General features: G+C 66.7%; 20 protein-coding genes and 1 pseudogene. 10 read left to right on the plus strand and 11 right to left on the minus strand.

From position 1 onward, the window contains the following. The first annotated feature begins 6 nt into the window (after positions 1-6). From ACWDPV_RS20610 to ACWDPV_RS20640, 7 genes and pseudogenes are all read left to right on the plus strand, one after another. The gene (locus tag ACWDPV_RS20610; RefSeq protein WP_449744461.1) at positions 7-681 is read left to right on the plus strand and encodes a FadR/GntR family transcriptional regulator; all 675 of its coding nucleotides are present in this window, start codon (positions 7-9) and stop codon (positions 679-681) included. Then, positions 678-1,916 carry a CynX/NimT family MFS transporter gene (locus ACWDPV_RS20615; RefSeq protein WP_449744462.1) on the plus strand — a complete coding sequence of 413 codons (1,239 nt, stop codon included), beginning with the start codon at positions 678-680 and terminating at the stop codon, positions 1,914-1,916. Before ACWDPV_RS20610 ends, ACWDPV_RS20615 begins: the two co-directional genes overlap by 4 nt. A 96-nt stretch (positions 1,917-2,012) precedes the next feature. Continuing rightward, positions 2,013-4,184, plus strand: a complete 2,172-nt coding sequence (gene helR, locus ACWDPV_RS20620; RefSeq protein WP_449744463.1) for an RNA polymerase recycling motor ATPase HelR — start codon at positions 2,013-2,015, stop codon at positions 4,182-4,184. 100 nt (positions 4,185-4,284) lie between these two features. Continuing rightward, a complete protein-coding gene (locus tag ACWDPV_RS20625; RefSeq protein ID WP_449744464.1) occupies positions 4,285-5,445 on the plus strand; it encodes an acyl-CoA dehydrogenase family protein in 1,161 nt (386 codons plus the stop codon). 72 nt (positions 5,446-5,517) lie between these two features. Then, positions 5,518-5,690: pseudogene (locus tag ACWDPV_RS20630) on the plus strand (CoA transferase); the annotation flags it as partial. Positions 5,691-5,841: 151 nt separating this feature from the next. Beyond that, positions 5,842-6,702 (plus strand): LLM class flavin-dependent oxidoreductase, encoded by an 861-nt coding sequence (locus tag ACWDPV_RS20635; protein ID WP_449744465.1) that lies wholly within the window; start codon positions 5,842-5,844, stop codon positions 6,700-6,702. Between the two features lie 50 nt (positions 6,703-6,752). Further along, complete coding sequence (locus ACWDPV_RS20640; protein WP_449744466.1) at positions 6,753-7,640, plus strand: SDR family oxidoreductase; 888 nt, start codon at positions 6,753-6,755, stop codon at positions 7,638-7,640. A 150-nt stretch (positions 7,641-7,790) separates the two neighbouring features. On the opposite strand, the gene ACWDPV_RS20645 is transcribed toward ACWDPV_RS20640, so the two are convergent. From ACWDPV_RS20645 to ACWDPV_RS20685, 9 genes are all read right to left on the minus strand, one after another. After that, positions 7,791-8,399, minus strand: coding sequence for a TetR/AcrR family transcriptional regulator (locus ACWDPV_RS20645; RefSeq protein ID WP_449744467.1), 609 nt, complete (start codon positions 8,397-8,399; stop codon positions 7,791-7,793). Between the two features lie 14 nt (positions 8,400-8,413). Further along, positions 8,414-10,582 carry a 3-hydroxyacyl-CoA dehydrogenase NAD-binding domain-containing protein gene (locus tag ACWDPV_RS20650; RefSeq protein ID WP_449744468.1) on the minus strand — a complete coding sequence of 723 codons (2,169 nt, stop codon included), beginning with the start codon at positions 10,580-10,582 and terminating at the stop codon, positions 8,414-8,416. A 16-nt stretch (positions 10,583-10,598) separates the two neighbouring features. Further along, positions 10,599-11,738 (minus strand): acyl-CoA dehydrogenase family protein, encoded by a 1,140-nt coding sequence (locus tag ACWDPV_RS20655; protein ID WP_348805981.1) that lies wholly within the window; start codon positions 11,736-11,738, stop codon positions 10,599-10,601. Positions 11,739-11,843: 105 nt separating this feature from the next. Continuing rightward, positions 11,844-13,628, minus strand: coding sequence for an AMP-dependent synthetase/ligase (locus tag ACWDPV_RS20660; RefSeq protein WP_449744469.1), 1,785 nt, complete (start codon positions 13,626-13,628; stop codon positions 11,844-11,846). Between the two features lie 88 nt (positions 13,629-13,716). Beyond that, positions 13,717-14,196, minus strand: coding sequence for an SRPBCC family protein (locus tag ACWDPV_RS20665; RefSeq protein WP_449744470.1), 480 nt, complete (start codon positions 14,194-14,196; stop codon positions 13,717-13,719). Then, positions 14,193-15,044: a short-chain dehydrogenase/reductase gene (locus ACWDPV_RS20670; RefSeq protein ID WP_449744471.1), complete on the minus strand. Its 852-nt coding sequence runs from the start codon at positions 15,042-15,044 to the stop codon at positions 14,193-14,195. Before ACWDPV_RS20670 ends, ACWDPV_RS20665 begins: the two co-directional genes overlap by 4 nt. Then, complete coding sequence (locus ACWDPV_RS20675; protein ID WP_449744472.1) at positions 15,041-16,564, minus strand: flavin-containing monooxygenase; 1,524 nt, start codon at positions 16,562-16,564, stop codon at positions 15,041-15,043. Before ACWDPV_RS20675 ends, ACWDPV_RS20670 begins: the two co-directional genes overlap by 4 nt. 8 nt (positions 16,565-16,572) lie before the next feature. Then, complete coding sequence (locus tag ACWDPV_RS20680; protein ID WP_449744473.1) at positions 16,573-17,625, minus strand: PDR/VanB family oxidoreductase; 1,053 nt, start codon at positions 17,623-17,625, stop codon at positions 16,573-16,575. A 17-nt stretch (positions 17,626-17,642) separates the two neighbouring features. Then, positions 17,643-18,539, minus strand: a complete 897-nt coding sequence (locus ACWDPV_RS20685; RefSeq protein ID WP_449744474.1) for a metal-dependent hydrolase — start codon at positions 18,537-18,539, stop codon at positions 17,643-17,645. 120 nt (positions 18,540-18,659) lie between these two features. Here ACWDPV_RS20685 and ACWDPV_RS20690 point away from each other — a divergent pair, with 120 nt between their 5' ends. Both ACWDPV_RS20690 and ACWDPV_RS20695 read left to right on the plus strand, forming a co-directional pair. After that, positions 18,660-19,259 (plus strand): TetR/AcrR family transcriptional regulator, encoded by a 600-nt coding sequence (locus tag ACWDPV_RS20690; protein ID WP_348805988.1) that lies wholly within the window; start codon positions 18,660-18,662, stop codon positions 19,257-19,259. Between the two features lie 49 nt (positions 19,260-19,308). Then, a complete protein-coding gene (locus ACWDPV_RS20695) occupies positions 19,309-19,782 on the plus strand; it encodes a DUF2231 domain-containing protein (protein ID WP_449744475.1) in 474 nt (157 codons plus the stop codon). A 17-nt stretch (positions 19,783-19,799) separates the two neighbouring features. On the opposite strand, the gene ACWDPV_RS20700 is transcribed toward ACWDPV_RS20695, so the two are convergent. Next, the gene (locus ACWDPV_RS20700; protein ID WP_449744476.1) at positions 19,800-21,263 is read right to left on the minus strand and encodes a cytochrome P450; all 1,464 of its coding nucleotides are present in this window, start codon (positions 21,261-21,263) and stop codon (positions 19,800-19,802) included. Here ACWDPV_RS20700 and ACWDPV_RS20705 point away from each other — a divergent pair. Beyond that, positions 21,202-21,873, plus strand: coding sequence for a response regulator transcription factor (locus ACWDPV_RS20705; protein WP_348806087.1), 672 nt, complete (start codon positions 21,202-21,204; stop codon positions 21,871-21,873). The genes ACWDPV_RS20700 and ACWDPV_RS20705 overlap by 62 nt on opposite strands. Here ACWDPV_RS20705 and ACWDPV_RS20710 read toward each other — a convergent pair. After that, a complete protein-coding gene (locus tag ACWDPV_RS20710) occupies positions 21,790-23,355 on the minus strand; it encodes a sensor histidine kinase (protein ID WP_449744477.1) in 1,566 nt (521 codons plus the stop codon). The two genes, ACWDPV_RS20705 and ACWDPV_RS20710, sit on opposite strands and share 84 nt — an antisense overlap. Between the last annotated feature and the right edge of the window lie 105 nt (positions 23,356-23,460).

Genomic DNA, 23,460 nt, shown 5'->3' on the forward strand with positions numbered 1-23,460 from the left:
GTTTGGGTGTCCCCGCTGATCACACCACCGCCCCGCACCAGCTCGTTGGTCGTCGACCGCATGCACGAACTGATCCGCAACGGACAGTGGCCCGTGGGTGCCCGCATCCCCGCCGAACCCGAACTCGTCGAGCAATTCGGCGTGGGCCGCAACACCATTCGCGAGGCGGTCCGGGCCCTCGAGCACTCCGGGCTGCTGATGCCCCGACGCGGCGACGGCACCTACGTGCGCAGCCGCAACGTCCTCGTCGGGGCCCTGGCCCGGTGCGTACCCGGTTCAGAGGCGGCCGACCTCCTCTCCACGCGGCGGGCCCTGGAAACCGAGGCGGCCGCACTCGCCGCCGATCACGCCACCGACGACCAGATCGCGCTCCTGCGTGACCAGCTGACCCGCGCCGTCGACGCCCTGGAATCCGGGCACCTCGACGACTACGCCCGCATCGACATCGACTTCCACGCGACTCTCGTCGCCGCGTCGGGCAACCGGCTGCTCATCGACCTCTACGACGGCATCGGCGAGGTGATGGCACGTAACCACGCCACCATCGCCGGGGCGTCCGGCCTCGACGCGCACCCCGCGGGCCACCACGACGTGGTCGACGCGATCGTCGCCCACGATCCGGTCGCGGCCCGGGCGGCCGTGCTCAACTACCTCGACGTCGCGTTCCGGGGTATCGCATGACGGCCGGCGGGGTGACCCGCGTCGAGACCTCGTCGACGACGTCGAGCGGTGGCCGGCCACTACTCACCATCGTGACCGCGGTCGGCATCATGCTGGTGGCCGCGAACCTGCGCCCGGTGGTGGTCGCCGTCGCACCGCTGATCGACGAGATCTCCGCCGACCAGGGATTCACCAGTGCCACAGCCGGTTTGCTCACCACCCTGCCGGTGCTGTTCTTCGGTCTCAGCGCACCCGTCGCCCCACGTCTCGCGGCTCGATTCGGCATCGAACGCACCATCTTCGTCGCACTGCTTGTGCTCATCGTCGGGACGTTGCTGCGCCTCATCCCGGGCGCGCCCGCCCTGTTCACGGGTTCGGCGGTGATCGGCGCCGCGATCGGCGCCTGCAACGTGGTGCTCCCCGCACTGATCAAACGCGACTTCGCTCATCGCTCGGGGTTGATGACCGGCCTCTACTCGATGACCCTCTCCGGTGGCGCCGCGGTGGCCGCCGCCATCACCGTGCCGGTGGACACCGCACTCGACGGGAACTGGCGGCTGACACTGGGGTCCTGGGCGGTGCTGACGCTGATCACCGTCGTGGTCTGGACACCTCAGGTCACCCGCCATCGTCCGGAGACCGCGGTGACGGTGGGATCGTTGCGCCGCAACCCAATTGCATGGGCGATCACCGCGTTCATGGGTGCGCAGTCGCTGGTGTTCTACACCTTCACCGCGTGGTTGCCCGCATTCCTGATGAGCGAGGGGTATTCCCGTGCCACCGCCGGAAACGTCCTGGCGGTTGGTCAGGTGGTCGCGTTGCTCGCCTCACTCATCATCCCGATCATCGCGGGCCGGTTCGCCGACCAGCGCGGCATCACCTTTCTGGTCATCACGGTCTGCGGAATCGGGCTCGTTGGTCTACTGACCGTCGATCACGCGGCCGCGCTGTGGGTTTCGCTGGTGATGTTCGGTCCCGGCGCATCGATCAGTCTCGCCCTGCTGTTCATGGTGCTGCGCAGTTCGTCGCCCGCACAGACCGGTCAGGTCTCCGGCATGGCGCAGTTCGTCGGCTACGTGCTGGCCGCCGTCGGCCCGATAGCGGTGGGTGCACTGCATGATTCGACGGGATCGTGGACGGTGGCGCTGTCCGTCCTCGCCGTTCCGCTCATCCTGCAGGCGACGTCGACGGCGCTCGCGGCACGAAACGTGAAGATGGACCGCGCGGATTCTCCGACACACGTCACGCGAGACTGATCGCGGAAAGGTGGGCCGGATTCTCTCTCCCACTTCACTGTATAGCGCAGATGGGGCCTTGCGGCAAGACCCCGTGGCGCCTTCACAATGGCGCACATGGATTTTCGCGTCTCCCCACCCCGTCGTGTCCCGAGCGCCTTTGCGCTGTCGAATCCGGACTCCGCCAAGGCCGAGTATCAGCTCCTCGCCGAGGACGAGACGCACCTGGCCGCCATCGCCACACACCTCGATCAGACGATCGGTATGCTCACCGACCGGATCGCGGCACTACGCCGCTCCGCCGGTGGCGGTGGCCGACGAGCGGTCGATCGCGATATGGAGATCCACGACGCCGAGTTCCGACTTCGCCGGCTGCGTCGATTCCGCGTCGACCTGTGCCTGGGACGAATGGTGCATTCCGACGGTTCGCTCACCTACATCGGGCGAATCGGCCTGACCGACAACGAGGGCACCCAACTCCTCGTCGACTGGCGCGCCCCGGCCGCCCGACCCTTCTTCGCCGCCACACTCGCCGAGCCGATGGGCGTGGCGAGCAGACGCCGATACCGTTGGGGGCGAGGCCACATCGTCGACTACTGGGATGAGGCTCTCGGTACCGACCCGGACCGGCGACCACTCGCACTGGACGCCGATTCATCGTTCATCGCAAGCCTCGAGGCCGGTCGCACGTCACGCGTGCGCGACGTACTGGGCACCATCGCCACCGACCAGGACACCATCATCCGGGCCGGCAGCCGTGGCGCGCTTGTCGTCGACGGCGGCCCGGGAACCGGGAAAACCGTTGTCGCCCTGCACCGTGCCGCATACCTGCTCTACTCGGATCCGCGACTGGGTGGCCATCGCGGCGGTCTCCTGGTCATCGGTCCGCACGATCCTTACCTGGGTTACGTCGCCGATGTACTGCCCGATCTCGGTGAGGAGGGGGTGCACACCTGCACTCTGCGCGATCTGGTGCCCGCCGGGTCCGAAACCGTGCCGGAAGCCGACCCCGACGTCCGGACACTGAAATCCTCGATCGACCCCATCCTCACCATCGACCGCGCCGTCCGGTTCTACGAGACGCCTCCCACCGACCCGGCCGAGATCGACACCCCCTGGGGTACAGCCATTCTCGGGCCGCGCGACTGGGCGGAGGCGTTCGACGCCCCCGATGCCGCGACTCCCCACAACGAAGCGCGGGAGGACATCTGGGAGGCGCTGGTCGCGATCATCCGGGACCTGCTGCCCGACGGCGGTGACATTCCGGACAACCACCTGCGCAATGCGTTGGCACACAACTACGATCTGAAGGCGGCCGTGACAACCGTGTGGCCGGTGATCGACGCCGCGACACTCGTCGGTGACCTCTGGTCGGTGCCGGCCTATCTGCGACTGGCAGCGCCGTCACTGAGCTCCGAGGAGATTGGCACGCTGCGGCGGGGCACCGTCGACCGCTGGACCATTTCCGATCTCCCCTTCCTCGACGCCGCCCGTCGGCGTCTCGGTGATCCGGAGTTCTCACGACGGCGCCGACGACGCGAAAGGACCCTGGCCGCCGATCGTGTGCAGATGGATCGGGTGGTCGATGATCTGCTGGCGGCACACAGCCTTGACGACGGCGAGGGATTGACCACCCAACTCCGCAATGACGATCTTCGCGACGCTCTCGTCGACGACCGCACCGTCGAGGCGGCGCAGGTCGACCCGTTGGCCGGGCCGTTCGCGCACATCATCGTCGACGAGGCTCAGGAACTCACCGATGCCGAATGGTCGATGTTGTTGTCTCGCTGCCCCTCTCGAAGCTTCACGATCGTCGGCGATCGGGCCCAGGCTCGGCGCGGGTTTATCGAGACGTGGACCGAAAGGCTGCAGCGGGTGGGGCTGATCGACGTCACCGTCGCCGGACTGACGGTCAACTACCGCACCCCGGAAGAGATCATGGAGGCGGCCGAACCGGTGATCCGTTCCGCGATCCCCGACGCCAACGTCCCGATCTCCATTCGGCGCAGCGGGATTCCGGTGCGGCTCGGCGCCCGCCGGGACCTCGACGAGATCCTGAGTTCCTGGTCGATGACACACCCGGAGGGCACCGCCTGCGTCATCGGCGATGACACCGCCACGGTCACCGGAGATCGCATTCGTGCCCTGCCTCCGGTCGACGTCAAGGGTCTCGAATTCGACCTGGTGATCCTCGTCGATTCGGAGAACCCCGGATCCGGTGTCACCGGTGCGGTGGACCGCTACGTGGCGATGACCCGCGCCACCTCGGAGCTGGTGATCCTGCGATGAGCTCGGCCCGGCGGATACACCGCTCGCAGCCTCCACCACGGGGGTTGCGCCCACTCGGGGCTCTCTATAGACTATTTTCTACAAACTGAAGGGGAGGCAGATGGCCATCACGTTGTCCGTCGAGGAAGAAGCCATCGTCAAGACCGTTCGCGACTTCGTGGACAAGCAGGTCCGCCCGGTCGCCCGAGATCTCGAGCATTCGAACACCTACCCCGAAGAGCTCATCGAGACGATGAAAGAGATGGGCATCTACGGGTTGGCCATCCCCGAGCCGTACGGAGTCGCCCAGGTCTCGATGCCCTGCTATGCCCAGGTCACCGAAGAACTCGCACGTGGCTGGATGAGTCTGGCCGGCGCGATGGGCGGGCACACCGTCGTCGCCAAGCTGCTGCTGGCCTTCGGCACCGAGAAGCAGAAGCAGAAGTACCTGCCCCGCATGGCTACCGGTGAACTCCGCGCAACGATGGCACTCACCGAGCCGGGCGGCGGCTCCGACCTGCAGAACATGCGCACCGTTGCCAAGAAGGACGGCGCCAACTACGTCATCAACGGTTCCAAGACCTGGATCTCCAACGCCCGCAAGTCCGGAATCGTCGCACTCCTGTGCAAGACCGATCCCGCCGCGGAACCCGCACACAAGGGTGTCTCCATCCTGCTGGTCGAGAAGGTCGACGGATTCACCGTCTCCAAGGACCTGCCGAAGCTCGGCTACAAGGGCGTGGAGAGCTGTGAGCTCAACTTCGACAACGCGACCGTCCCCACCGACGCGCTGCTCGGCGGCGTCGAGGGCAAGGGTTTCGCGCAGATGATGAAGGGACTGGAGACCGGCCGCATCCAGGTGGCGGCCCGCGCCACCGGTGTCGCGCGCGCCGCGTTCGACGACGCACTGCAGTACGCCCAGGACCGCGAAAGCTTCGGGCAACCGATCTGGAAGCATCAGGCCGTCGGCAACATGCTCGCCATGATGGGCACCAAACTCGCTGCCGCACGTGGCCTTCTGCTCGACGCCGCTGAACGGGTCGACACCGGCAAACGCTGCGACATGGAAGCCGGCATGGCCAAACTCTTCTGCTCGGAGACCGCGATGGAGATCGCGCTGGACGCCGTTCGCATCCACGGCGGGTACGGCTACTCCACCGAATACGACGTCGAACGCTACTTCCGCGACGCACCCCTGATGATCGTCGGCGAAGGCACCAACGAGATCCAGCAGAACGTCATCGCCAAACAACTGGTCAAACGGGGCGGCCTCGACATCTGATCTCGCCTCTGCCCCAAACACATTGCCGGCCGGCGGAGGTCACATCCATGTTCCCGCCTCGCGCAGTGACCGCTCTCACTCGGACACGCCGTCTCAGCATCATTCGCCACCCGACAACTCGCCGACCTCGGCACCCGGGTGATCAAGGTCGTACGGCCGGTTCGGGCGACTTCGCCCGGGCCTGCGACCAGTCGGTGAACGGGTTGCCGAGCTACTTCGTCCGGCTCGACCGGTCCAAGGAGTCGTCGAGATCGACGTGAGAACACCAGCTTTCGTCCTCAGACAAGTCGGCAGAGAAACAGCGCGGGTCCGCATCCGCGATGAGCAGCACACCACTGCGGCAATGGGATCCGTACCCACCCGGCCCCGGTGACAACGCACCCTAGACTGGGCCCCATGCGCGTGGGTATCTGCATTCTTGCCGACCTGACCTGGGCCGAGTCGCGACCGCTGTGGCTCCGCGCCGAAGAGATGGGTTTCGACCACGTCTGGACCTACGATCACCTGGTTTGGGGCGGACTCCCCGATTCCCGGTGGTTCTCCTGCGTGCCGATCCTCAGTGCGGCCGCCGCGATCACCACCCGGATCGACCTCGGTGCCTTCGTCGTCTCCCCCAACTTCCGGCACCCCGTGTCCTTCAGCCGTGAGGTTCAGACGCTCATCGACATCTCCGACGGCCGATTCCTCCTCGGCCTCGGTGCGGGCGGAACACCGGACGACACGATCCTCGGTGCCGACCGCCTACCGCCCCGTCAACGTGTCGACCGACTGCAGGAGTTCACCCGGCTCCTCGACCGCACTCTGGACGAGGACCATGTCTCCGCCGACGGCGAGTGTTACCAGGCCCGCGACATGCGCCTCGTCGGCGGTTCGGTCCGAAGTCGGGTGCCGCTACTGCTCGCCGGCAACGGCCCGCGCTCGGTACGGTTCGCCGCCCGCCACGGCGACGGCTGGGTGACCACCGGCGTCCCGTCGGACTCGCTCGATGACTGGTTCGCTGGAATCGCGAAATCCTGTGCCGTTCTCGAGGACACGCTGAGGGAGGCCGGACGCGTCGGTTTCCCCCGCTACCTCAGCCTCGACACCTCGCCCCGCGCCAGCCTGGAGAGCGTCGCGCTGTTCGACGACATGGTGGGACGCGCCCGAGAACTCGGCTTCACCGATGTCATCGCCCACTGGCCGCGCCCCGAGGCGCCCTACCGAGCGTCGCCGCACGTCCTCGAGGAACTCGCTGCCCGCGGATTCACCGACCGCTGACTGACCAACGTTCCTGTGTGCCTGTGTGCCTGTGTGCCAGACTGGCACCCATGGCATCCCCACGCTCGACGTCACTGTCCGGACAGGTCATCGCGGTGACCGGTGGTGCCGCGGGCATCGGGCGCGAGATCGCCCGGCAACTCGCCGAGGGCGGCGCACGTGTCGCCATCGGCGATCGCGATCTCGACGCGGCTCGCGCGGCCGAACGTGAGCTGGCCGGGAATGTCACGGCTTTCGAGCTCGACGTCACCGACACGCACTCCTTCGGGACGTTCCTGACCTCCGTCGAATCGGGGCTCGGGCCCATCGATGTTCTGGTGAACAATGCAGGCGTGATGTGGGTCGGTCCCTTCGACACCGAGACCGATACCGCCACCGACCGCATGCTCGCGGTCAACCTGCACGGCGTCATCCGGGGGATTCGACTCACCGCTCCGATGATGCGGGACCGCGGGCACGGACACATCGTCACCATCGCATCGGCGGCGTCCAAGCTGGCACCCCCCGGTGAGGCCACCTATGCCGCAACGAAACACGGCGTGCTTGGCTATCTCACCGCGGTCCGCGAAGAACTGCGGGGTACCGGCGTCACGCTGACGGCGATCATGCCGACCGTCGTCGACACCCCCTTGGCCGCCGGCACCGCGACGGGCTCGGCCGCGATGCTGCAACCGTCGGATGTGGCCGCGGCCGTCTGCTCGGCAATCGAGAAGCCCCGCTTCGAGGTGACCATCCCGTCCTACGTCGGTCCGGCCGTTCGAGCGGCCAGCCTACTGCCCCAACGGATTCGCGATGTGCTGATGCGCCGTATGGTTCCCGATCAGGTGGCCGCGGTCCGCGGATCGACGAGCCGCGCCGACTATGAGGACAGGGCCATCAGCCAGCCCGAACGCGCCGAGAAACCCGCGAACACCCACCACCCCGACGACCGCAAGTGACTTCCACTTTCATCCCCACGTCACCCCCCACTACGCCGCCCCGGCACGTGATCGGTTTGGCGTTACCGTGGCGACCGAGCCAGGGCAGCGACCTCGATCTGTCTGTCACGCTTGGTCGACGGCTGTCGGCTGGCCGGTAACGCAGCGCACTCACATCTCGTCTGCCAGCACCATTTCGGCGATCCGCACCAGGGTTCCGGTCAGTAGCACGCGGATCTGTTTGTCGTTCAATGACTTTCGATACAGCCACTCCCGCGCCGCGGCCTTCACCATGCCGCCGAATGCGCGGATCGCCGCCATCGCGGCCTCGTGGCGCGCACCCTTCGCGTCGAAGCCGATCGCATCCAGTGCCCGCTGTGCCGCCCGGTCGTCGGCCTCGTCGAGGATCGCGCGGATCTCTTCGTCGTCGCCCACACCGTCGGCGCCGACCGCCAGCCACGTGGCGCCGTGCCTGCCGAGCACCAGCATCAGCCAGTCCACCGACCCCGCAATACGGGCATCGAGGTCGCCGGTGGGCAGCCGCACATTCTCGAGTTCGGGAACGATCATCATCTCCCGGACCACCGCGAGATACAGGTCACGTTTGGTACCGAAGTAGTGATTCAGCAGACCACGCGCCACACCGGCGTCACGCGCCACTTCCGCCATCTGTACCGCAGCATAGGACTGCTTGCCGAAGGCGGCGATGGCGGACTCCAGGATGGCCTGACGTCGGTCATCGGGATCGAGTCGGCGCCAGCGGGGTTCGGATGCGGTCACAACCCCCGATGATCTCACACCACGTCGAGGCCCTCCGCGGCTCGGGCGCGCAGTGCATCGGGAACGACGAACCGATCGCCGTACCGTTCCCGCAGCTCGTCGGCGCGCGCCACGAATCCCGCAACGCCCCCGGCATACTGGTTGATGTACTGCACCGCGCCGCCCGTCCAGGCCGGGTATCCGATACCCATGATCGACCCGATGTTGGCCTCGGCCACCGTGCCGATCACACCTTCGTCGAGGCAGCGGAAGGCCTCGAGCGCTGCGGCGACCAGCATCCGTTCCTTGGCGTCGTCGAAGGGAATCTCGACATCCGGGCGGTGGTACTCCTGCGCCAGCCGGGGCCACAGACCCAAACGTGCCCCCGACGGGCCGTCATAGTCGTAGAAGCCACGCCCCTCCAGGCGGCCCGGCCGATCGAACTCCCCGAGCATCCGGTCGACCAGCGGATACGACGCACTCGGGACGAACTCGACGCCGCGCTCGGCGGCATCGGCGATGAAGCCCGCACGGATCTTGGCGATCGTCTTCATGTTGATCTCATCGAAGAGCGTGAGCGCACCGGCCGGGAACCCGGCCTGCAGCGCGGCCTGTTCAGCGGCGGCCGGCGCCATACCCTCGGCCACCAGCGACAGCGCCTCGTCGACGAACTTGGCGATCACCCGGTTGGCGTAGAACCCGTAGACATCCCGCACGACGATCGGGGTCTTGCGGATCTGGCGCGCGAAATCCAGTGCCCGCGCCAATGTCTCATCGGAGGTGTTCTCGCCGACCACGATCTCCACGAGCGGCATCTTGTCCACCGGGGAGAAGAAGTGCAGGCCGATCACGTCGGCCGGACGCGCCACCGCGGTGGCCATCTCGGCGATCGGGAGTGCGGAGGTGTTCGACGCCAACAGGGCATCGTCGGCGACGTGGCCGGCCACCTCGGCGAGCACCTTCTTCTTGAGTTCCACATCCTCGAAGACGGCCTCGACGACGAGGTCGGCGCCGGCCACATCGGCGATGTCCGCGGTCGCCAGGATTCGGCCGAGCACGGCGTCGCGGCGCGCCTCGTCGATGCGTCCCTTGGCCAGCGCCGTGTCGAGGAGACGTCGGGAGTAGTCCTTGCCGCGTTCGGCGGCCTCGATCGTGACGTCGCGGAGAACGACGTCGACACCGGCTTGTGCTGTGACGTAGGCGATTGCGGCACCCATCATCCCGGCGCCGAGCACCGCGACCCGCTGCGCATTCCGTCGCGGATACCCGGCCGGACGTGACGCACCCTTGTTGACCGCGTTGAGATCGAAGAACATCGCCTTGATCATGTTGGTCGACACCTGAACGCAGATGAGGTTGGCGCAGTATCGGGTTTCGATGACGAACGCGGTATCGATGTCCACCGATGCACCCTCCACCGCAGTGGCGAGCACGGCGATCGGCGCGGGCATCGGTGCACCCTTGGTCTGCTTACGCAGGGTGGCGGCGAAGGCGGGAAGCTGTGCGGCCAGGGCGGGCGAGGACGGGGTGCCGCCAGGAATGTGGTAGCCCTTGCGATCCCAGGGTTGCACGGCATCCGGATTGGACAGAATCCAGTCACGCGCACCGGCGAGCATGTCCTCGCGGGTGTCGACGACGGAGTCGATCACGCCCGCCGCCAACGCCTTTGCCGGGGACATGCGCTGCCCCTGACCGACCACGTTCATCAGGGCGTTGACCACGCCCAGCATGCGCACGACACGGGTGACACCACCGGCACCGGGCAGCACACCGAGGGTGACCTCGGGAAGTCCGAGCAGTGATCCTCTGCTGTTCAACGCGATCCGATGGTGGGCCGCCAGTGCGACCTCGAAACCTCCGCCGAGGGCGGTGCCGTTGATGGCCGCGACGACCGGCCGCCCGAGGGTTTCCAACCGCCGGAACGACTCCTTGAAATGGTCGAGGCCGGACGAGATCTCGACGACGTCGTCGGGTCCCGCCGACATCAGTTTGTTCAGGTCGCCACCGGCGAAGAAGGTGTCCTTGCCCGAGGTGACGATCACGCCGGTGATCGAATCCTTCTCCCGTTCCAGGCGTTCCACGGTGCTGCGCAACTGTGTGGCCATGTCGTCGGTCATGGTGTTGGTGGGCTGCGACGGGTCGTCGATGGTCAGCGTGACGATGCCGTCGGCGTCGGCGGACCAGCCGAAGATATCTGTGCTCATGGCGGTGTCCCCCTTGTCAGAGATTGCGTGCGATGAGGTCTTTCATGACCTCGTTGGCTCCGGCGTAGATCTTGGCGATACGCCCGTCGACGAACAACTGCGCGATCGGGTACTCCTCCATGTAGCCGTATCCGCCGTGCAGTTGCAGGCAGCGGTCGACCACCTGCGTCTGCTGCTCCGAGCACCACAGCTTGATCATCGCCGCCCGCTTCACATCGAGTTCGCCGCGCACGTGCCGAGCGATCGCGTCGTCGACGAAGGCACGCATCACCTCGAGTGTCGTTGCCACATCGGCGAGTTCGAACTTGGTGTTCTGCAGGGCGAACAACGGCTTGCCGAATGCCTCACGTTCCCGGACGTAGGCCAGGGTGTGCTCGTAGGCGGCCTCGACCACCCCGAGGGCGGCGACTCCGACGATGAGGCGTTCCTGCGGCAACTGCTGCATCAGCTGGACGAAGCCGGCTCCTTCGACGCCACCGAGCAGGTTCGCCGCGGGCACCCGCAGGCCGTCGAAGAACAGTTCGGTGGTGTCCTGCCCCTTCTGCCCGATCTTCTTGAGTTTGCGTCCGCGTTCGAAACCGGCAGGGCCGTCGGCAACCTCGGCGACGAGCAGCGACACCCCCGCGGCCCCCTTGGTGGGGTCGGTCTTGGCGGCGATGATGATGAGGTCACAGGTGGCGCCGTTGGAGATGAAGGTCTTGGCGCCGGTGATGACGTACTCGTCGCCGTCGCGGATCGCGCGGGTGGCGATGGATTGCAGATCCGATCCGGTGCCCGGCTCGGTCATCGCGATGGCACCGATCCACTCACCCGATGCCAACTTCGGCAGCCACCGCTGCTTCTGCTCCTCTGTGGCATACGAATTCAGGTAATGCGGCACGATGCCCGAGTGCACCCCGAGTTGCATCGACAGGTCGCCACATCGGCCCTGCTCCCGGAAGACCACCGACTCGTGTGCGAAAGTTCCACCGCCACCGCCGTATTGCTCCGGGATCGAGATGCTCAGCAACCCCAGTTCGCCGGCGCGGCGGTAGAGTGCACGGTCGGGTTCGCCCGCGGCGGCGAACTCCTCACGTCGCGGCGCCACCTCCTTGGTGAAGAACTCGCGTGCGAGCGCGGTGAGATCTCCGAGTTCGGTGGTCAGATCGTCGGTCATGGAGGCTCTTTCGGGTGGTTGGGGGTGGACTGGTCGGTGGAACGACGCGGGCGCTGGGCACTGAGTGTTGAGTGCTGAGTGCTGAATTACCGCATTCGCCGGTCCCTACCGCTGGTAGAGATCTTCGATCTGCTCGGCGTACTTCTTGGCGATCGGCGACCGCTTGAGTTTCATCGTCGGGGTCAGTTCGTCGCCGCCGGGAATCCAGTAGGTGGGCAGCACCCGCCACGAACGGATGCTCTCCACGCGTGACAGACGGGTGTTGGCCTGATCGACGGCGTCGGAGATCGCCTCGACGAGATCGGGGTGAACCGAGAGGGATTCGGGATCGACGTCGACCCCGCGTTGCGCCGCGAACACCGCGGCGGCATCCGGGTCGAGGGTGATCAGCGCCGAGACGAACGGACGGTTGTCACCGATTGCCGCGACCGAACCGACGAGCGGGCTCACCGCCTTCAGTGCACCCTCGATGTTGCTGGGCGACATATTCTTTCCGCCGGAGTTGATGATCAGCTCCTTCTTGCGGTCGATGATCTTCAGGTAGCCCCGATCATCAAGGGTCCCGATGTCTCCGGTGTGGATCCAGCCGTCGGCATCGAGGGTGTCGGCGGTCCGCGTCGGGTCGTTGCGGTAGCCGCGCATCACACCACCGCCCCGAACCAGGACTTCGCCGTCGGCGGCGAGGATGACCTCGGTGCCGGGGATCGCGCGACCCACCGAGCCGTAGATGGGAGCGGTGATCGGATTCACCGTGGTGACGGCCGAGGTCTCCGACATCCCCCACGCCTCCATCACCGGAACACCGAGTGCCAGCATGAATTCCAGTGCACCCACATCGATCGGTGCTGCCCCCGACACTGCGGCGGTCAGGTCATTCATGCCCAACTTCGCCCGCAGCTTCGACAGCACCAATCGATCGGCGACCTCAGCGGCCACCGTGTCCACCGGATTCAGTTTCGTGCCGGCGACGATGGCGGCGGCCTTCTTCCTGCCCGCCGCCAGCGCCCAGCGCGCCAACGATCCCTTGACACCGGATTCACCGGCAATGGTGACCTCGACGTTGCCCTTGATCTTGTACCAGAGCATCGGCACCGCCACGAAAAAGGTGGGGCGCACCTGACCGAGGGTCTCCACCAACGCCTTCGGGTTGTCCAGATCGGTCACCGTGATGCCGAAATACATCGGCGCGTACTGACAGATCCAGCGATTGATCAGGTGGGCATCCGGCAGGTAGGAGATCACCCGGCCGTTGGTGAGGTCCCCGATCACGTCGGTGATCACCTCGAGCTGATAAAGCAGATTCGCGTGGGTGAGCTCGACTCCCTTGGGGTTTCCCGTTGTGCCGCTGGTGTAGATGAGTGTCAGTACGTCGTCGCGGGTGCCGACGCGCCACTTCGAGTCGAAGTCGAAGTCGGCGTCCCCGCGCGCGATCAGGTCGGCGAGGGCGATCAGTCCGGGACCACCGTCGGTGGCGTCCGCACCGTCGGTCCCGTCGACGACGACGACCGTCTGCACCGATGTGCCGCGCGCGGCCTCGAGGACCCGTGGCAGGAACTGGGTTTCGGTGATGACGACATGCGGCTCGGCGTTGTTGAACAGGTAGGCGATCTGGGGTGCGGCGTTGGTGTTGTACACCGAGAAGGTCACCGCGCCGAGGTGCATCGCGGCCGCGTCGACGATATGGAACTCGATCCGGTTGGTGAGCATGATGCCCACCACGTCACCGCGGGTCACCCCCTGCGCCGCGAGTCCCGCCGCAACCTCACGGACACGACGTCCGTACTGCGCCCACGTCACGGACTGCGTGCCGTCCGCATTGCGGATGGCCACCTGGTTCGGCACCTCGGTCACCCGACGCTGGAAATGCGAGCAGAGGGTCTCGGTCGTCATCACTGTCCTCCTCGTGGCGCACTGTTGGCGTGCTGCCAATTATTCAGACGTTGTGTTGTCTGGCTGTCAATAAGCGGGTGCCGGCGGGCTACCCAACCACTTTGTGGTGCAATCCTTTTGCCAGTTGTCGCACCGCGGCGCCGAGTCCCGCACTCACGGGACGTCCCGCGGCACGTAGCGGCGCCGGCACGTCGATCGCCACCGTCCAGTCGAGGCGGGTGGAGCCGACCTGCTCGGTCAGCACATAGTCCTCGGCGAACGCCTTGATGCCGGGGCCGGTGGTGCGGGTCGCGGCAAAGGTCATGCGGGAGTTCTCATCCCAGCGGTAGAACCGCTCCTGCACCGACAGCGCCTTGGCGATGGTGACGGTTCGGACCGCCCCCACGCCACGCTCCCCGGCCCAGCTCGCGGCGGTCACCAACGGACTCCACGACACCACGGCGTCGTCGGCGGCGAGCACCTCCCACACCTGCTCCGGTGTGGCGTCGATGTCGAGCGTCACCGTGGTGCACACGGGTGCACTGGCGAAGAACGGGTCACCGACGATGTTGAGTTCCCGCCACTTCATGGCCGGTCCGCCGATTCGAGCGTGGTGATGATCGAGTGAATGGACTTGTCCCGCACCAACTGTGCGTCGAGAACCGGATTGATCAGGCCGCGCAGCAGCGAGTAGGCGGTCCACTGACGCGGCGCGATCGTGCGCGCCTTACGCTCTGCGGAGGCGGTGACGATGACCTCTGCGGCCTGCTCGACGCTGATCCGCTTGTTCAGCGGCCACGGCAGCTGCGCGCCGATCTCCTTGCCGAGCGGATCGTCGTCGAGTGTTGCCCGGGTCATTCCGGTCTCGACGATGCCGAAGTACGCCAGCCCGGCCGACGCACCGTGCGGTGCCAGCTCGATGCGCAGTGCGCGGCCGAGTTGTTCGACCGCGGATTTGCTGATCATGTAGGCCGATCCGCCCATCCCCGGCGCGAAGGCCGCGCAGGAGGCGACGAGTTCGATGTGGCCGCGGCGCTGCGTGATCGGTTCGATGGTGGCCTTGATGGTGTTGAAGGCGCCGATCAGATTGATGTCGATGACGCGCCGGAAGTCCTCGGGTGCGATGTCGCGCAGCGTTGCCGGCGGCGGGGTGACGCCGGCGTTGGCCACCGCGATGTCCAGGTGCCCGAAGCGGCCGATGCCCTTCTCGACGGCGATCTGCAGTGAATCGAGTTCTCGCACATCGGCATGCACCGCGAGGGCGTGCTCATTGTCGAGCTTGTCGACGGCCGCGGACAGCCCGGCCGCGTCGACGTCGGTGAGCACCACGTCGGCACCGGCGGCGACGAAGCGCCTCGCTGTCGCGAGTCCGATACCCGCGGCGGCCCCGGTGATCAGGGCGACCGACCCCGGAAGGGCCAGAGGTGAGGCGCTCATCCGATCAACTCCTGTTCGTGCGCGACGGGTTCCACCAGTCGCAACCCGTCGATCCTGCGAACGGTGAAGTCCGCCAACCGGATGTGCTTCATCCGGCGCCGGAAGCCGACGACGAATCCGGGCCAGAAGGTGTAGTTGCGACCGGAGGGGCTGAGGTAGTAGCTCGAGCATCCGCCGGTGTTCCAGACCGAGTGCGCCAGCCCTTCGTCGACCTCGCGAACGAACCGTTCCTGCGCCTCCGGCAGCACGTCGATGCTGCGGATGCCTTGGTCTCTCATCTGCTTCAGTGCGTCGACGAGGTAGTCGACCTGTGCCTCGATGGTGACCACCTGAGACGTGTAGACCACCGAGTTCGGTCCCAGGATCTGAAAGAAGTTCGGGAAGCCCGCGACGCTGGTCCCCATGTAGGCGACCATCTCACCGCCCTCCCAGGTCGCAGAAAGGCTACGGTCGTCGGCGCCGTGGATGCGCCGGAACCCCTCGTTGCCGGCGAGTTTGAAGCCGGTGCCCAGCACGATCGTGTCCACCTCGTGCAGGACGCCGTCGGCGGTCTCGATGCCCGTCGGGGTGACCCGGACGATGCCGTCGGTGATGACCTCGGCGTTGGCGGCGGCCAGGGCCGGATAGAACGTGTTGGAGAAGGTGGGACGTTTGCATCCGAAGGCGTATCGCGGCGTCAGCTTGGCGCGCAGTTCCGGGTCGGCGACCTGACGCCGCAGGTGCAGGCGGGCGACCGCGGCCATCGGCGCCAGCAAGCCGGGACGCTTGACGAGTCCGGGCACCATCATCTCCTGCGCCAGGCCGCAACTCTCGCGCAGTGCGCGCATGGTGACCGGGTGGCGCCGGAACATGGTGCGCACCCCCTGACTCACCGGCCGGTCGGGGTGCGGCATGATCCAGGTGGGCGTCCGTTGAAAGAGGCTCAGCTGCTTGACCTTCGGCTGCAACTGCGGCACGAACTGGACCGCCGAGGCACCCGTCCCGATGACGGCGACCCGCTTGCCCTCCGGCGACCAGGAGTGGTCCCACTGCGCCGAATGGAACACCTCACCGGCGAAATCGTCGAGTCCGCCGATGGCGGGTACCGACGGTTCGCTGAACGGACCGGTGGCGCCGACCAGCACGTCGGCCGTGAATTCCTGCCCGGCCGCGGTCAGGCGCCACACCTGCGCGAGGTCATCCCAGCCGGCGTGGGTGACGTCATGGCCGAAACGAATGCGTGAGGTGATCCCGAAGTCGTCGGCGCAGCGCGCGATGTAGGCCTGGATCTCCTCCTGCAGCGGATACAGGCGCGTCCAGTCCGGGTTCGGGGCGAAGGAGAACGAGTACAACGCCGACGGGATGTCGCACTGGGCACCGGGATAGGTGTTGGCCTGCCAGGTGCCGCCGACCTCGTCGGCACGTTCGAACAGCAGGAAGTCGTCAAAACCCTCCTGGGTCAGGCGAATTGCGGCACCGATACCACCGAAGCCGGTACCGATGATCGCGACATGGACGTGGTGTGGGGCTGTGTCTGCCACGGTTCCTCCTAGAGATCGACGACCACGTGGTCGTCGGCTGCGCGTGACACGCAGATCATCATCGAGTCGTCTCGTTCGTCGCCGATCAGCACGCGATCGTGGTGGGCGACGGCGCCGTCGAGCACCTTGACGCGGCATGCACCGCAGAATCCCTGCTGGCACGAGTACCGCACGTCAGGTTTGACCCGCCGGATCGCCGCGAGTGCGGTCTCGTCGGCGGCCACCTCGACCGATCCGCCGGAGGCGAAGTCGATCCGGAAGGCGGTGCCGTCGACGACCGGGGGCGGGGCGAATCGTTCACTGTGCAGTTCGCGGCCGGGGGCCTCGGTCACGATGAGCCGGCGGGCGCTCTCGAGCATCGCCGACGGACCGCACAGGTAGATGGGGGCGGCGGGGCCGTCGATGTCGAGGATCTCGCGCATGTCCGGCACACCGTGCTCGTCGTCGGTGCGGATCTGCACGCGGGCGGCGTCGAGGGCCAGCAGTTCGTCGATGAACGGCATGCTGTCCCGGTTGCGCCCGGTGTAGATGAGCGTCCAGTCGAGTCCCTTGGCGTGGGCCTCGCGGAGCATCGGCAGGATCGGGGTGATGCCGATGCCGCCGGCGACGAACCGGCACCCACGCTGTGCGGCGAAGTTGAAGGCGTTGCGCGGGCCGCGGATGTGCAGGGTGTCCCCGGTTCGCAGCAGATGCATCTCGGCGGAGCCGAGTCCATCGGGGATGCGGCGCACCGCAATTCGGTAGGTGGCGGTGTCGGCAAGATCACCGGTCAACGAGTAGTGCCGTTGGCGGCCGGACGCGGTGAAGACGTCGATGTGGGCGCCCGGCGTCCACCGGGGCAGTGCGGTGCGATCGGGCCGGGCGAGGGTGATCAGCCGCACCCCGTCGGCTGCTCTCCGACTGTCGATGACGTCGAGCCGCAGGTCGAATCCGACGTGACGGGTGGGATTGGGTGGTGAAAGACGCTCGGCGTACGCACTTTCGGCGAACAGACGTGAGTAGCCGCGGGCGAGCCCACCGATGGCGGCGAGGATCCGGGTCGGATTCTCGACATCGGTCATGGGGGGCGGGAGGTAGTTCACTGTTCTGCCGCCCGCGCCGCCGGGGAGATCGCGAGATACCGCACGGCCTTGTCGATGTCGCCCATCGAGGAGGGATGGAAACCCGGCTGCAGGTAGTAGTAGATCTGCTCGAACAGGAAGCTGATGCCCGGAATGAGTTGGGCCCGTGCGGCCTTCGCGAAGGCGATCGGCCACGGACGGCGGCGCTTGACGGTGGTGTCGTTGCGGTACAGGTAGGCCGCCGTCGAGAACCACAGTGCGGCAAGGCCGGTGCAGGCGATCAGTGCGGTGCGGGCTCGGCGCAGGTAGCCGCCGTCGACGTACTGGAATGCGTCGAAGGCGACATTGCGGTGTTCGAGTTCCTCCGCACCATGCCAGCGGAGGAGGTCAAGCATGGTGGGATCGACTCCGACACGGTCGAATTCGGCGTTGTCGAGCAACCATTCGCCGACGACCGCGGTGAAGTGTTCGGCGGCGGCGTAGACGCCGAGGCGTTCGGACAGCCACGCCCGTTTGGCGCGCTTGTTGGTGATGCCGTGATCGCCGAAGATCTTGGCCACCGCGTACTCGATCCGGCGCATCACCGGGGTGATCTCGACGTCGTTGGCGCGCAGGTAGTTTCGGAATCCCTCGTGCGATGCGGCGTGGGTGGCCTCCTGCCCGACGAAGCCGACGACCTCCTCACGGAGACGTTCGTCGTCGATCAGCGGCAGTGCCTGCGCGAACACGTCGGCCATGGCCCGCTCCCCCTCGGGCAGCACGAGATGCATGACGTTCCAGAAGTGCGTGGCATAGGGCTCGCCGGGGATGTACTCCAGCGGCACTCCGGTCCAGTCGAACGAGACCGGTCGGGCGTTGATCGCCAGTGCCTCCTCGCCGTACTCCCGGGTCTGTGCGCCCTGCGCGTGTGCCATGAGCGTTCTCCTGTTCGTCACGTCCGTACCGGTGTCGGGGTGGTCCACGTCACCTCGTTGAAATGAAGATACGTTTTGCCGCTCATTGTTTCAACCCCCGAGGTCGACTAGACTTCCGACATGTCTGTTTCCGGCCTCTTCACCGCGTCGCCGGGCGCCACCGAGGCCGATCCGATCCTCGACGCGGCGCTGGCGGTCTTCGCCGACATCGGCATCCGACGCGCCACCATCGACGACATCGCCAAGCGCGCAAAGGTCGGACGGGTGACCGTGTACCGCAAGGTCGGCGGCAAGAACGAGATCCTCGTCGCAGTGATGATCCGCGAATCCGGCCGGCTGTTCGACCAGGTCAGAGCCGCAGCCGAGCGGGCCGACAGCTACGCCGACCGCGTCGTCAACGCGTTCGCGACAACGGTGACGGCCATCCGCGAGAACCCGGTCTGGAATCGGATCCTCGAACTCGAACCCGGCAACGTGCTCGACCAACTGACTCTCAACGGCTCGTTCCTCCTCGCCGGTGCGGTCGAGGCCACCGCCGACGTGCTGCGCTCACCGGACGCCGAACTCGACGACGAGGAGGTCCTGGCCCGCGCCGAGATCCTGGTGCGGATCACCCACTCGATCCTGCTGACGCCGAACGTCCGGCTGCCGTTGTCGACCTATGCCGAGGTCGAGGAGTTCGCGCGGAAGCACCTGCTGACCATCGCGCAACCGCGGTAGCCGAGCGCTTCTCAGCGTCCGTTCAGCTCGGTCCGGCGACACTTCCGGGGTGGACACCATCTCCGGCCTGCCGCTGCATCCTCTTCTGGTACATCTCGCCGTCGTCGCGATCCCACTTGCGGCCCTCCTGGGCATCATCGGCGCAGCGTGGCCGTCCGCTCGCCGCGTGCTCGGCGTCGTGCCCCCGCTCGTCGCACTCGTCGCCGTCATCATCACGCCCCTCACCACATCGGCCGGCGAAGCGTTGGAGAAGCGGGTACCGGAATCGGCCGAACTGCACCGACACACCGACCTCGGCGGGGAGATGATCGCGTGGGTCGCACCCTTGTTCGTCGCGGTCGTCCTGCTGTGGGCCCTGCACTCCGATGCCATCATGCGGCTACTACCGATAACTCTGTCGCCCAATGTATTCCGCGTGATCGACATCGTCCTGCGTGTGGCGGTGATCGTCACCGCGATCGGCTCGATCGTGATGGTCTACCTGGTCGGGGACTCCGGCGCACGGGCGGTGTGGCTCAACTGAGAATCACCCGGCACGGGTCACCGCGGCCGCACGTCGGCGAGGAAGCCGACGTTCTCCGTCAGCGCCACGTCATCGCGCTCGTAGGCATCCGACGAGACAGTCCAGTCATAGGCCTCGAGCAGGTGATGCACCACAATCGCCGACTCGAGGTAGGCGAAGTGCATGCCCATACAGTTATGCCGACCGCCCCCGAACGGCATCCAGGCCATGGGGTGGTCTCGTCGATCCTGCTCTCCGATGAACCGCCCTGGGTCGAAATGTGCCGGATCAGGCCAGATATCGGGCCGGCGATGATTGGCCCCGATGGGAACGATCACGAAAGCCCCTGCGGGGATGAGGTGTCCGCACAGCTCTGTGTCCTTGATCGCGGCACGGGGCACAACCGGGACCGGTGGCCGCAGGCGCACCGACTCGCGAAACACCGCGTCCGTGGCCACCGCAGACCGCAGCTCACCGAGACCCGGACGAGTGCCCAGGCCGATCGCCTCGTCGCGAAGCTCGTCGCGCCACCGCCGATGACGGCCGAGCCGATAGACCATTGATGTCATCGCGATCGTCGCCGTGTCATGGGCGGCGAAGAGCATGAATCGCATATGGTCGACGATCTCGGCATCCGAGAGACGTCCGGCACCGTCGATGTCGGCGCTGCACAACGCCGACATCAGGTCCGCCCCGGGCCGGCGGCGCCGATCGGACACCACATCCGCCATGTAGTCGTCGAGGACGGTCTTCGCCTTCTGGGCGCGGTGCCAGCGCGTGCCCGGTATCGGGAGCCGCACCAATGCGCCGGCCGCCTCGATCAACTCGACGAACGCCCGGTTCATCCGATCGGCGTCGGCGCGTGGCAAACGTGCACCCAGGAATATCTCCAGCGCGAGATCAAGCGCGATCGCTTTGAGGGGGATGCGCATGTCCACGCCATCTCCCGTGGGAAAGTTCGCCATCGCCGACGACACGAGGGGGTGCAGTCGCTGCGCGTAACCGTCGAGCCGAGTCCGGGTGAAGGCGGTCTGTAGGATTCGGCGATGCCGGCGATGCTCGTCGGCGTCCATCAGCAGGATTCCCCGCTCGAACAGCGAACCCAGCGCGAAGCCGTAGACCGGCTCGTTCGCGAAGGCTTCATCGCGGTCTCCGACGAGTTCGGCGGCGGCGGCCGGACCCTGAGCTACGACGACATCACGACCGAGCACGGTGACAAACGCGATGTCGCCGTGTGCGCGGCGGAGGTCCTGGGCCAGGCCCGTCGGATCCGAGCGCAGGCGCAACGCACCGAACAGGGGCACAGCGCGTGGGCCGGTGACCGCGCGTAGGGTCGACTGAGGGTCTGGGGATGCGAGAATACGGTGGTGCATGAAGTCCTTCCGGCCGCATGCGACGTCCCACGCGAGGATGCGGTCATGATGGGAGGTGAGCGGGTACGTGCGGGTTTTGGTTGTCGACGACGACACACACGCGGCAGAGACGATCAAGCGCGTGCTCATCAGTGACGGCTGGAGCGTCGTGATCGCCCACGACGGACTCGAGGGATATCGTCGTGCTTCGGACGAGGATTTCGATGCCGTTGTTCTCGACATCATGCTGCCCGGACGGAACGGGTATGAGGTGGTGCGTGACCTGCGTGCGGCCGGGAATTGGGTTCCGGTGGTGATGTTATCGGCCAAGGACGGTGAATACGATCAGGCCGAGGCCCTTGATTTCGGAGCTGATGACTACCTGGTCAAACCATTCTCCGTGGTCGTGCTCAAGGCCCATCTGCGGGCGGTGATGCGTCGTGGCCGCAAGGAACGTCCGGCCATCCTGCGGGCCGGGGGGCTCGCACTCGATCCGGCCGAACGCCGCGTCACGCGGGACGGCACCGACATCGCGCTGACCCCCCGCGAGTACGCGGTTCTGGAGCTACTGATCCGCAACGCGGACACGGTGATATCCAAACAGACCATCCTCCAATCGATCTGGGATGAGAACTACGACGGCGACCACAACATCGTCGAGGTCTACATCGGTTACCTACGAAAACGAATCGATACTCCTTTCGGTGTCGGTTCCATCGAGACCGTTCGAGGGGCCGGGTACTGTCTGCGCAGCGTCTGACGACCCGGCCGCCGCCCGATCCGTGGTCGGGTGTTCACGAGCGCCGTCGTCGTCGTCGCCCGCCGGCGCACGGCGGAACCGCAGTTCGATCGCGGCACCGGTGATGACACCCACCGAGCCGGCATCACCGAGCGCCGACACGTCGGCGTCGTCGAGCACCGACACGCTGCCGCCGTGGGCGACCATGATCTCCTGCACGATCGCCAGGCCCAGACCTGTCCCGGACCCCGAACGACGATCGGTGCCGAGCCGGGCGAAGCGTTCGAACACCCGCCGACGGTCGTCGCCGTCGATTCCCGGGCCGTCGTCGCCCACGACGATGCGTGCCACCTCGTCGTCGGCGAACATCAGGATCCACAGTGTCGACCGCGCATACCGGATCGCGTTGTCGACGAGGTTGCGCAACGCCCTGGCGACCATGACCGGATCACCGAGGACGCGAGCGGCAATGACGCGGGTGCGGACGTCGACAGACCCCATCGCGCGGACGCGCTGCGCTTCGGACAGGACTGCGTCGTCGAGATCGACATCGACCCGCGTGACGGTGAGACCGTTCTCGTCGGCTCGGGCGAGCAACAGCAGGTCGGAGACAATGCGCTGCATCTGGCGGGCTTCGGGCAACAGGATCGTGCGGACCGTCTCCGGATCCAGGGCTGTCCCGGTCTCGTCGGCCAGGTCGAGCAGTCCGAGCACCGTGGTCAACGGACTGCGCAGCTCATGGGAGGCATCCCCGACGAACCGCAGTTGTGCGCCACGATTGACCTGCAACCGCGCGAGCATGCTGTTCATGGTCGTTGCCAGGGTGCGGATCTCGTCGTCGGCGTCCGGTACCGGCACTCGGCGGTCGAGGCGGCTGGCGTTGATCGCGTTGACCTGCCTGGTGATTCGGGACACCGGTCGCAGAGTGCGGCCGACCAGCAGATAGACCGCCAGCGCCGCCAGCGCCACGATGATCGGCAGCTCTACGCCGATGATCGCGGCGGTGATCCACTCGCTGCGCCGCACGTTGTTGGTGCGGTCGACCGCGATCACCGCGTAGTATCGGCCCCCGAACTCGGCACCGAGAGCCGTCGCGCAATACTCTCCGTCGAATCCCCTGATCGACAGGTCGTCGCGGTAGGAATAGATGCCGTCGTCGAGGAGGAAGTCGGCGACCGGAATATCCGGCGCTCCTGGCGACGCCCGCAACACCCGGCCCTCGCGGTCGACCACCTGCACGAAGTCGACCCCGGCACCGGGGGCCAGATCGTCCGGATCGACCCCGTCCACGCCGGTCCTGGCCACCGCGGTGGCCACCTGATAGGCCTGTCGGCTCGTCGCTCGGTACATCGCCTCGGTGTTGGCGCGATGCAGCATCAGAAGCGACACCACTCCCGCGATGCCCAGCGCCACCGTCACCACGACGGCTGCGGCGACCGTCGAACGCGCTCGAACCCCTCGCCGCGAGCCGAGTCCGTAACGCCGACGACTCTTCTCGCCCACGGACCTCACCTGCCTAGGACGGTGTCATCCCCGCCGAGACGTGACAAGCGCGGACCGCCATGGCACCCATCGTATGGCGCGAGGCCCCGAGCCGACCACCGTCGG

The sequence above is a fragment of the Gordonia sp. NPDC003504 genome (assembly GCF_053587995.1).